The organism is Pseudomonas bharatica CSV86 (genome assembly GCF_000319305.2).
In the GTDB taxonomy this organism is placed as follows: domain Bacteria; phylum Pseudomonadota; class Gammaproteobacteria; order Pseudomonadales; family Pseudomonadaceae; genus Aquipseudomonas; species Aquipseudomonas bharatica.
Map to the genome: position 1 here is coordinate 26,106 of NZ_AMWJ02000003.1, position 9,956 is coordinate 36,061.

Genomic DNA, 9,956 nt, shown 5'->3' on the forward strand with positions numbered 1-9,956 from the left:
AAGCGCAGTTGACCCGGAAACCCAAGCCGTGGAGAGCGGCGCCAGCTCGACGGGCGACAGGCAGTCACCCGGCCGAACCGGCGTGAGGTCCTTTCAGCGTGGCAGCGTCAGGGCGCTGACCCGGCCCCGCAGTTCCACTTCGTCCTCGTCACGCAGGTCTTCCTCGATTTCCCGCGAAGCGCGGCCCACCAGCAGCGGGTCGGGTTCGTGGGCGACACGGAAATCCTTGCCCGGGTAATCGAGGGCGTTGAGGAAGTGGCGAATGCAGTTGATCCGTGCGCGCTTCTTGTCGTCCGACTTGATCACCGTCCACGGCGCATCGGCAGTGTCGGTGTGGAAGAACATGGCTTCCTTGGCCGCGGTGTACTCGCCCCACTTGTCCAGCGACTTGATGTCGATGGGCGAGAGTTTCCAGTGCTTGAGCGGGTCGTCGCGGCGCGAGATGAAGCGACGCAGTTGTTCCTCTCTGTTCACCGAGAACCAGTACTTGAACAGCAGGATCCCGCTGTTGCACAGCATGCGCTCCAGCTCCGGGGCCTGGCGCATGAATTCCAGGTATTGCAGCGGCGAGCAGAAATCCATGACCCGCTCGACGCCGGCGCGGTTGTACCAGGAGCGGTCGAAGAAGACCATTTCGCCCGCCGTCGGCAGGTGCTGGATATAGCGCTGGAAGTACCACTGGCCCTTTTCCTGCTCCGAGGGCTTTTCCAGGGCGACGATCCGCGCGCCACGCGGGTTGAGGTGCTCCATGAAGCGCTTGATGGTGCCGCCCTTGCCTGCCGCGTCGCGGCCCTCGAAGAGGATGACCACGCGCTGGCCGGTTTCCTTCACCCAGTTCTGCACCTTCAGCAGCTCGATCTGCAGCGCGTGCTTGGCCTTGTCGTACTCGGCGCGGCGCATGCGGGTGCTGTAGGGGTAGTTGTGCGGCAGCTTGGCCGACGAGCTGTCTTCGCTGGTGCCATGGGGCGCGTGGGCGATTTCGAGGGCGGTGGGGCTGTCGGCGATTGCACCGGCCTCGACGATCGGCGCGGGCTTGCGTGGGCGACGGTGGGGGCGGGTAGCGGCTGGCGGAGGCGTAACGTGATGCGGGATTACCCCGGGCTCTGGGAGCGGCAGGACGGGGGTTTCTTCACTCATGGGGAGGGCCTTCTGTTCCTTCGAATGTCCAGCTCCACAACTTACACAGATCGAGTGATGGCGTATTGATGGTGGTCAATACGCGCGGCCCTTGTGGGAGCGGGTCCGTGAGTGGGTTTTCCCGGGCAAAACAAAAAAGCCCCTGAATCTTTCGATTCAGGGGCTTTGCGTTGTCTTGGTGCCCAGAGACGGAGTCGAACCGCCGACACGAGGATTTTCAATCCTCTGCTCTACCGACTGAGCTATCTGGGCAACGGGGCGCATTAAAAGCGTTTTTCAGGATTGCGTCAACAACAATTTCAAAATTTTTTTAATTAATACCGACGCTTACGGTTTTCGGGGGTCATTGGGCAGGTGGAACGTAGCCTTCGGCCTTTTCGAATTCCTCGCCGGAGAAGAACTTGTCCATTTCGCCCTGGATGAACTTGCGGTCTTCGGCGTTCATCATGTTCAGGCGCTTCTCGTTGATGAGCATGGTCTGCTCCTTCTGCCAGTCGGCCCAGGCCTTCTGCGAGATGTGCTCGTAGATATCGAGGCCCTTTGGCCCCGGATACGGCGGACGCTCAAGGCCAGGCAGTTGTTCTTTGTACTTGCGGCACATAACGGTGCGGGTCATCGCGAGTCTCCTGCAATCAATTCGTCGGCCGCGCGTTTGAGCAGCTTCTTCACCGGGGCGGCGAGCCCCAGGCGCGGCGGGGTGGCGAGGTTATACCAGAGCCAGTCGGCCTCGGCCACGTGGTCGCCGTGCTGGCCGACGCGCACCAGCCACGGCTCGATGGCCAGCTGGAAATGGCTGAAGGTGTGGGTCAGGCCCGTCAGTTCGCGGCGGGTTTCGATGTTCAGGCGGTGCTGGTCGGCGAGGTGTTCCAGGTCGTCCAGGTCGTCCAGTTCCGGCAGGCTCCACAACCCGCCCCAGAGGCCGCTGGAAGGGCGCCGGTAAAGCAGGATGGCGCCTTCGTCATTGGCCAGCAGCGGCATCAGCGTGCGTTTCTGTGGCAGGGCCTTGCGCGGCTTGGGCAGCGGGTAGCGAGTCTCCTGGCCGAGCATGTGGGCCTCGCAACCACGCTTCAGCGGACACAGCAGGCAACTGGGCTTGCTGCGGGTGCAGAGGGTGGCGCCGAGGTCCATCATCGCCTGGGTGTAGTCGTTGACCCGCTGGTGCGGTGTGAAGCGCTCGGCGCTTGCCCACAGCGCCTTCGCCACCTTGGGCTCGCCGGGATAGCCTTCCTGCGCGGTATAGCGCGCCAGGACGCGCTTGACGTTGCCGTCGAGGATCGGCGCGCGCAGGCCCATGCTGATGCTGGCGATAGCGCCGGCGGTGGACAGGCCGATACCGGGCAGATCGGTGAGCTTTTCGACGTCGCGGGGGAATTCGCCACCGTACTGTTCGACGACGATCCTGGCGGCCTTTTGCAGATTGCGCGCGCGGGTGTAGTAGCCGAGCCCGGTCCACAGGTGCAGCACTTCGTCTTCAGGTGCCGCGGCCAGGGCCTGGACATCCGGCAGGGCGTCCATGAAGCGGCCGAAGTAATTGAGCACGGTGCTGACCTGGGTCTGCTGCAGCATGATCTCGGAGACCCACACCCGGTAGGGCGTGATGCCCTGTTGCCAGGGCAGGTCGTGGCGGCCGTGGCGGTCGAACCAGTCGAGTACCGCGGTGGAAAACTGCTCGGGGGTCATCGTTTGAACAGGCCCTTCAGTGCGTCCTTCAGCTCGGGACTCACCTTGTCGCCCAGCTTCTCTTCGAGTTTTTCGTTGATGCGGTTGCCCAGCGCCTGGCCGGCCAGCTTGCCGACGCCGTCCTTGTCGATGCGGCAGGCGCGTGCGCCCAGTTCCAGCGGCCCGCGGCAGCGCAGCGGGAACTCCAGGCCGACGTAGCGCTGGTTGACCTGGCAGGCCGGGTCCGGCATTTCGCGGGTGTCGCCTTCGACGATGACGCCGACGCGGTAGTCCATGCCCAGCACGCGCAGGTCGATGTCGCCATTGCCGTTGACGGTCAGGCCAGGGATGCGCGCCCTCAGGTCGGGGTTGCTGGCCACGCCGTTGCTCAGCACCAGGCTGCCTTTCAGTTCTTCGAACGGCGTGTCCTTGCCCCGTGGCTCGCCGCTCAGGGTCTTGCGGTTGAGGGTGGCGATGCCCTGGCACAGTTGCTGTTCGAGGTTGGCGTTGACCAGCACGCCGTTGTTGATAACGAAGCTGGCCTTGCCGTTGAGGGTATCGACCAGGGCTTTCTGGCTGTTGCCGGTGGCGGTAAGGTCGCTGTCCAGGGTGAGCAGGCCCTTCACCGGCGGGGTGTTGCCGTCGTGCTTGATGAAATGCTCGACCGGCACCCGGTTGATCTTCGCGGTGAGGCCGAGCTGCGGCACTGCCGGACGTACGTCGAGGGTGCCATGGGTATCGAAAGTGCCGTTGTAAAGGCCGCCACGCAGGACTTGCAGGGTAATCAGGCCACCCTGGCCGCTGGCCTTGAGCTCGGCATTCTGGATCGGCAACTGGTCCAGGGTGAGCACGCCGAAACTCAGGTCGGCTTGCAGGTCGAGGGCGCGCAGGCGGTCCACCGGCAGCAGCTTGTCGTTGCTCCAGGCGACCTGGGTCGGTGCGTCGGGCAGCGGCGAGGTGCCCGGCCCGGCGACGGCGCTGGCTTCCGTGCTCTGAACCTCGGCCTTGCGCGCAGCATTGGCGTTCTCCGCGTCGTCGCTTTTGGCCAGCAGGTAGCGGTCGGCATCGAACTTGTCGTTCTTCAACTGGATGCGCAGCGCCTGTTTGGCGAAGTCTTCCACCGCGAGGCGACCGGTGAAGGTGCTGTCGTCCAGCTTCAGCGCCAGGTCTTCCAGGGCAAGGCTGTTCTTCGTGCCTTCGATGCGGCCGACCAGTTCGACGCCGGTGAGGGTCGTCTGGTCTTTCATCGGCGGCAGAACGACGCCAACGCTGTCGAGGAACTTGCGCAGGTCGAACTGGGCAATGGAGATGCCGCCGCTGACCTTCGGCTCGCTGCTCAGGTCACGCACGTGCAGCTCGCCGAGGGCACGCAACTGGTTGGCCGAAAGCTTCAGGCCGTTCCATTCGGCGACATTGGCCGCCAGGTCGGCGAGCAATTGGCCCTGGGCCGAGAACGTCATGCTTTTCTGTTGCAGCGGCTCGCCGGAGAGTTCGCCGTGCAGCTTCATGTCTTCCAGTTGATAGCGACGCAGTGCGCGGTCGAAGCGGGCTTCGCCGGCCAGCTCGATGCGCGCGCGCAGCACGGGTTGGCCGGAGCTGAGGAAAGCGGTGAGTTTCAGCGGGATATTCACGCCGTCGTGCACGGCTTCGGTGCTCAACTGGATGCTCTCGGCACTGAAGCTCTGGCCGCTACGCACGTCGTTGTACTGCACCCGGGCGTTGTTGACGGTGAGACTGTCGATATCCAGCTTGAGCGGGCGCTCGCTGGCGGCCGGCTTGCTTTCGCCCTCGGCCGACGCAGTGGTGGCCGGCGCAGTTTCGCCGGTGCTGCCGGCCGGGGCCTTGGCCGGCAATGGCTTGCCGATGTCTTCCCAGTTGCCGTGGCCGCTTTCGTCACGGACCAGGTTCAGGTTCAGCCCCTCGACCCGCACATCGCTCATCTGCACCTCACGGCGCAGCAGCGGCAGCACGCGCACCGACAGGCCGAGCATCTGCAGATCGGCGATCGGCTCGGCCGGCTTGTTCAGCGTGGCAATGCTCGCCTCGTGCAACTCCAGGCCTAGCCAGGGGAACAGGCTCCAGCCGATATCGCCGTTCAGGGTCAGCTCGACGTGAGCCTTGTCGCGAGCCAGTTGGCGGATCTCGTCTTTATAGTCGTTGGGATCGAAGAGGTGGGTCAGGGCGAAGCCGCCGGCCACCACGATCAGCAACAGCCCGAGAACCACCAGCCCCAGGATTTTGCCGAACGCTTTCATGGGCGGGTCCTTTGAAGTCGATGTCTGAAAAGTCAGCCGCAGAGTATAGCCTTGCGGCCTTCGCCACTGCGATTGCCGTGAATGGCCGGTTTGACATTCCCGCGCCCTGCGGTTCCACGGAAAAAAGTCTCAGTTACAACAAAAACCATGATGTCAGATTGGTTTTTGTTAGCTAGCTAAATGCTACTCTTGCAGCCGTTCCCGGGTCTTGCTGCGACGGATTGTCGCGACAGGGCCGGCTGCCCGAAAAACGACTCGTTGCCTGCGTGCGCCAAAGTCGGGGGTCGTCGGTTTCGGCCTGCGGGGGCTACCTATCTACGAGGGAAACAATAATGAGCACCATCACCGCGGGAGCCGTCGCCAGTGCGCCTGGTTTCCTGTCCAAGGAGCGCATCGTCGCTCGACCCGGTTTCAACCGCTGGCTGGTACCCCCGGCCGCACTCGCCATCCACCTGTGCATCGGCATGGCCTACGGCTTCTCGGTGTTCTGGCTGCCGCTGTCGAAGGCGATCGGCATTACCGCACCGGTGGCCTGCGCCCCGGACATGGGCTTCTTCGCCCAGATGGTCTCTTCGACCTGCGACTGGCCGATCTCCATGCTCGGCTGGATCTACACCCTGTTCTTCATCTTCCTCGGCTGCTCGGCGGCTATCTGGGGCGGCTGGCTGGAACATGCCGGGCCGCGCAAGGCCGGTGTGGTCTCGGCGCTGTGCTGGTGCGGCGGCCTGCTGATTTCCGCGCTGGGCGTGTACACCCACCAGATCTGGCTGATGTGGCTGGGCTCGGGGGTGATCGGTGGTATCGGCCTGGGCCTGGGCTATATCTCGCCGGTATCGACCCTGATCAAGTGGTTCCCGGACAAGCGCGGCATGGCCACCGGCATGGCGATCATGGGCTTCGGTGGTGGTGCGATGGTCGGTGCTCCGCTGGCGGCGGCGCTGATGAACCACTTCGCCAGCCCTGAAGGCGTCGGCGTGTGGCAGAGCTTCGTGGTGATGGCGGTGATCTACTTCATCTTCATGATCGGCGGCGCATTGTCGTACCGCGTTCCGCCGACCGGCTGGAAGCCCGAAGGCTGGACCGCTCCGGCGAAGAAGGCCAGCAACTCGATGATCACCCACCGTCACGTGCATGTCAGCGTGGCCTGGAAGACCCCGCAGTTCGCCCTGATCTGGCTGGTACTGTGCCTGAACGTGTCCGCCGGTATCGGCATCCTCGGCATGGCGTCGCCACTGCTGCAGGAAGTGTTCGCCGGCAAGCTGCTGGGCAACAACCTGACTTTCAGCGAACTGGACGCCGGGCAACTGGCGCAGATCGCCGCGATCGCCGCCGGCTTCACCGGCCTGCTCAGCCTGTTCAACATCGGCGGGCGCTTCTTCTGGGCGTCGTTCTCCGACTATATCGGGCGCAAGAACACCTACTTCGCCTTCTTCGCACTGGGCTTCGCCCTGTATGCGCTGGTGCCGAACATGGGCCACCTGGGCAACATCGCCCTGTTCGTGGCGGCGTTCTGCATCATCCTGTCGATGTACGGCGGTGGTTTCGCCACCGTGCCGGCCTACCTGGCGGATCTGTTCGGCACGCAGATGGTCGGTGCGATTCACGGTCGCCTGCTGACGGCCTGGGCCGCGGCGGGCGTGCTCGGCCCGGTGCTGGTCAACTACCTGCGCGAGTACCAGCTGAGCATCGGCGTGGAGCGGGCTGCGGCCTACGACATTACCTTGTACATCCTCGCCGGCCTGCTGGTGCTGGGCTTTATCTGCAACGCGATGGTGCGTCCGGTGGCCGACAAGTACTTCATGACCGAAGAACAACTGGCCGCCGAGCAGGCGCTGGGGCATGACAAGGGCGCCGACAACACCACCGCGCTGGAGTGGAAAGCTGCCGACGGCACCCTGCCGCTGGTGATCGCGGCCTGGCTGGCCGTGGGCATTCCGCTGGCCTGGGGTGTGTGGGCGACGCTGCAGAAGACTGCCGTTCTGTTCCACTGATTCGGGCATTTGGGTCGCTCTTGCGGCCCAATCGCTGGCAAGCCAGCTCCCACAGGGTCCCTGTGGGAGCTGGCTTGCCAGCGATTGGGCCCCCGAATTCCCCATCAGCCCGAAAATCGGGCGCAAAACCCCAACACCACACGTCATCTTCGTTTCAAGATGCGACGTTCTGCGCCTATAATGACCGCCTTTTTCGCCCAATGATTTGCGGAGCTGGTGATGGTCGAACGTAAGGCGTCCGTCGAGCGCAATACTCTGGAAACCCAGATCAAAGCCTCGATCAACCTGGATGGCACTGGCAAGGCCCGATTCGATATCGGCGTGCCTTTCCTGGAGCACATGCTGGATCAGATTTCCCGTCATGGATTGATCGATCTGGACATCGAGTGCAAGGGCGACCTGCATATCGACGACCACCATACCGTCGAAGACGTCGGTATCACCCTGGGCCAGGCGTTCAGCCAGGCCATCGGCGACAAGAAAGGCATCCGTCGCTACGGCCACGCCTACGTGCCGCTGGACGAAGCGCTGTCGCGGGTGGTGATCGATTTCTCCGGCCGTCCCGGCCTGCAGATGCACGTGCCCTACACCCGCGCCACCGTGGGCGGTTTCGATGTGGACCTGTTCCAGGAGTTCTTCCAGGGCTTCGTCAACCACGCCAACGTCACGCTGCATATCGACAACCTGCGCGGGCATAACACCCACCACCAGATCGAGACCGTGTTCAAGGCCTTCGGTCGCGCGCTGCGCATGGCTGTCGAGCTGGACGAGCGGATGGCCGGGCAGATGCCTTCCACCAAGGGATGCCTGTAATGCAGACCGTCGCCGTTATCGACTATGGCATGGGCAACCTGCACTCGGTGGCCAAGGCCCTGGAGCACGTCGGCGCCGGCAAGGTGCTGATCACCAGCGATGCTGCGGTAATCCGTGAAGCCGACCGGGTGGTCTTCCCTGGTGTCGGCGCGATTCGCGACTGCATGGCCGAGATCCGCCGCCTGGGCTTCGACAGCCTGGTCAAGCAAGTCAGCCAGGACCGCCCGTTCCTCGGTATCTGCGTCGGCATGCAGGCCCTGCTGGACCACAGCGAGGAGAACGACGGTGTCGACTGCATCGGCATGTTCCCCGCCAGGTGCGTCTGTTCGGCAAGGACCTGCATGAAGACGGCGAGCACCTGAAGGTGCCGCACATGGGCTGGAACGAGGTCAGCCAGGTGATCGATCACCCGCTCTGGCACGATATCCCGGACCGCGCGCGCTTCTACTTCGTGCACAGCTACTACATCGAGTCCGGCAAGCCGTCCCAGGTGGTCGGTCGCGGTCACTATGGCGTCGATTTCGCTGCGGTACTGGCCGAAGGCTCGCGCTTCGCCACCCAGTTCCACCCGGAAAAGAGCCACACCCACGGCCTGCAACTGTTGCAGAACTTCGCCGCCTGGGATGGCCGCTGGTAATGAACCGCTCGCGCAGCAAGACCCCGGCCATCACCCTCGCGCCCGAACAGGAGCGCGAGGCGCTGGACACCCTCAAGCGCTTCCTCGAAGACCGTTTCGAGCTGCAACTGGGCTCGTTCGAAGTGGCCGAGGTGCTCGAGCTGTTCGCCAGGGATATTGCGCCGCACTACTACAACCGGGCGATCTTCGATGTTCAGACGCAGCTCAAGGAGCGCTTCGAGAGCATTGAAGTCGACCTGTGGGCGCTCGAGAAGAACTGACTTCCCGGGCTCACCGTTTACCGATTAGACAGGTTTTCCAGATGCTGATTATCCCCGCTATCGATCTCAAGGACGGTGCCTGCGTACGTCTGCGCCAGGGCCGCATGGAAGATTCCACCGTATTCTCCGACGACCCGGTGAGCATGGCCGCCAAATGGGTTGAAGGTGGCTGCCGTCGTCTGCATCTGGTCGATCTGAACGGCGCCTTCGAAGGCCAGCCGGTCAACGGCGAGGTGGTCACCGCCATCGCCAGGCGCTACCCGGAGCTGCCGATCCAGATCGGCGGCGGCATCCGCTCGCTGGAAACCATCGAACACTACGTAAAGGCCGGCGTCAGCTACGTGATCATCGGCACCAAGGCGGTCAAGCAGCCTGAATTCGTCGCCGAGGCGTGCAAGGCCTTCCCGGGCAAGGTCATCGTTGGCCTGGACGCGAAAGACGGCTTCGTCGCCACCGACGGCTGGGCCGAGGTCAGCTCGGTGCAGGTCATCGATCTGGCCAGGCGCTTCGAGGCCGACGGCGTCTCGGCGATCGTCTACACCGACATCGCCAAGGACGGCATGATGCAGGGCTGCAACGTGCCCTTCACCAAGGCCCTGGCCGAAGCCACGAAGATCCCGGTGATCGCCTCCGGCGGCATCCACAACCTGGGCGACATCAAGGCCCTGCTGGACGCCAGGACACCGGGCATCATCGGCGCCATCACCGGTCGTGCCATCTACGAAGGCACCCTTGACGTCGCCGAGGCCCAGGCCTTCTGCGACAGCTACCAAGGCTGAGGAGAACGCCATGGCCCTGGCCAAACGCATCATCCCTTGCCTGGACGTGGACAACGGCCGGGTCGTCAAGGGCGTCAAGTTCGAGAACATCCGTGACGCCGGCGACCCGGTGGAAATTGCCCGTCGCTACGACGAGCAGGGTGCCGACGAGATCACCTTCCTCGACATCACCGCCAGCGTCGATGGCCGTGACACCACGCTGCACACCGTCGAGCGCATGGCCAGCCAGGTGTTCATCCCGCTGACCGTGGGCGGTGGCGTGCGCACCGTGCAGGACATCCGCAACCTGCTCAATGCCGGGGCCGACAAGGTGTCGATCAACACCGCGGCGGTGTTCAATCCGGAGTTCGTCGGCGAAGCGGCGGCGCATTTCGGCTCGCAGTGCATCGTTGTGGCCATCGACGCCAAGAAGGTCTCCGGCCGGG

General features: G+C 63.9%; 9 protein-coding genes, 1 tRNA gene and 1 pseudogene. 6 read left to right on the forward strand and 5 right to left on the reverse strand.

Going from position 1 to position 9,956, the window contains the following annotated elements; all coding sequences use genetic code 11:
- Positions 1-93: 93 nt before the first annotated feature.
- From ppk2 to CSV86_RS26540, 5 genes are all read right to left on the reverse strand, one after another.
- Positions 94-1,137 carry a polyphosphate kinase 2 gene (gene ppk2 / locus CSV86_RS26520; RefSeq protein WP_009396071.1) on the reverse strand — a complete coding sequence of 348 codons (1,044 nt, stop codon included), beginning with the start codon at positions 1,135-1,137 and terminating at the stop codon, positions 94-96.
- Between the two features lie 176 nt (positions 1,138-1,313).
- Positions 1,314-1,389: transfer RNA gene (locus CSV86_RS26525), tRNA-Phe, on the reverse strand.
- 91 nt (positions 1,390-1,480) lie between these two features.
- The gene (locus CSV86_RS26530; protein ID WP_009396072.1) at positions 1,481-1,753 is read right to left on the reverse strand and encodes an oxidative damage protection protein; all 273 of its coding nucleotides are present in this window, start codon (positions 1,751-1,753) and stop codon (positions 1,481-1,483) included.
- Positions 1,750-2,817 (reverse strand): A/G-specific adenine glycosylase, encoded by a 1,068-nt coding sequence (gene mutY, locus CSV86_RS26535; protein WP_009396073.1) that lies wholly within the window; start codon positions 2,815-2,817, stop codon positions 1,750-1,752. Before mutY ends, CSV86_RS26530 begins: the two co-directional genes overlap by 4 nt.
- Entirely contained in the window at positions 2,814-5,051 is a 2,238-nt protein-coding gene (locus tag CSV86_RS26540) for an AsmA family protein (RefSeq protein WP_009396074.1), read from the reverse strand. The genes mutY and CSV86_RS26540 overlap by 4 nt, the downstream gene beginning before the upstream one ends.
- A gap of 332 nt (positions 5,052-5,383) precedes the next feature.
- Here CSV86_RS26540 and CSV86_RS26545 point away from each other — a divergent pair, with 332 nt between their 5' ends.
- The 6 genes and pseudogenes from CSV86_RS26545 to hisF all read left to right on the forward strand — a co-directional run.
- Positions 5,384-7,042, forward strand: a complete 1,659-nt coding sequence (locus CSV86_RS26545) for an OFA family MFS transporter (protein ID WP_009396075.1) — start codon at positions 5,384-5,386, stop codon at positions 7,040-7,042.
- A 219-nt stretch (positions 7,043-7,261) separates the two neighbouring features.
- Positions 7,262-7,855 (forward strand): imidazoleglycerol-phosphate dehydratase HisB, encoded by a 594-nt coding sequence (hisB, locus tag CSV86_RS26550; protein ID WP_009396076.1) that lies wholly within the window; start codon positions 7,262-7,264, stop codon positions 7,853-7,855.
- Positions 7,855-8,492 (forward strand): annotated as a pseudogene (hisH, locus tag CSV86_RS26555) (imidazole glycerol phosphate synthase subunit HisH). Before hisB ends, hisH begins: the two are co-directional and overlap by 1 nt.
- Complete coding sequence (locus CSV86_RS26560; RefSeq protein ID WP_009396079.1) at positions 8,492-8,752, forward strand: DUF2164 domain-containing protein; 261 nt, start codon at positions 8,492-8,494, stop codon at positions 8,750-8,752. The pseudogene hisH and the gene CSV86_RS26560 overlap by 1 nt, the downstream one beginning before the upstream one ends.
- Before the next feature lie 41 nt (positions 8,753-8,793).
- Entirely contained in the window at positions 8,794-9,531 is a 738-nt protein-coding gene (hisA, locus tag CSV86_RS26565; RefSeq protein ID WP_009396081.1) for a 1-(5-phosphoribosyl)-5-[(5-phosphoribosylamino)methylideneamino]imidazole-4-carboxamide isomerase, read from the forward strand.
- 10 nt (positions 9,532-9,541) lie between these two features.
- The coding region (gene hisF, locus CSV86_RS26570) for an imidazole glycerol phosphate synthase subunit HisF (RefSeq protein ID WP_170395188.1) at positions 9,542-9,956 on the forward strand (415 nt) is incomplete at its 3' end.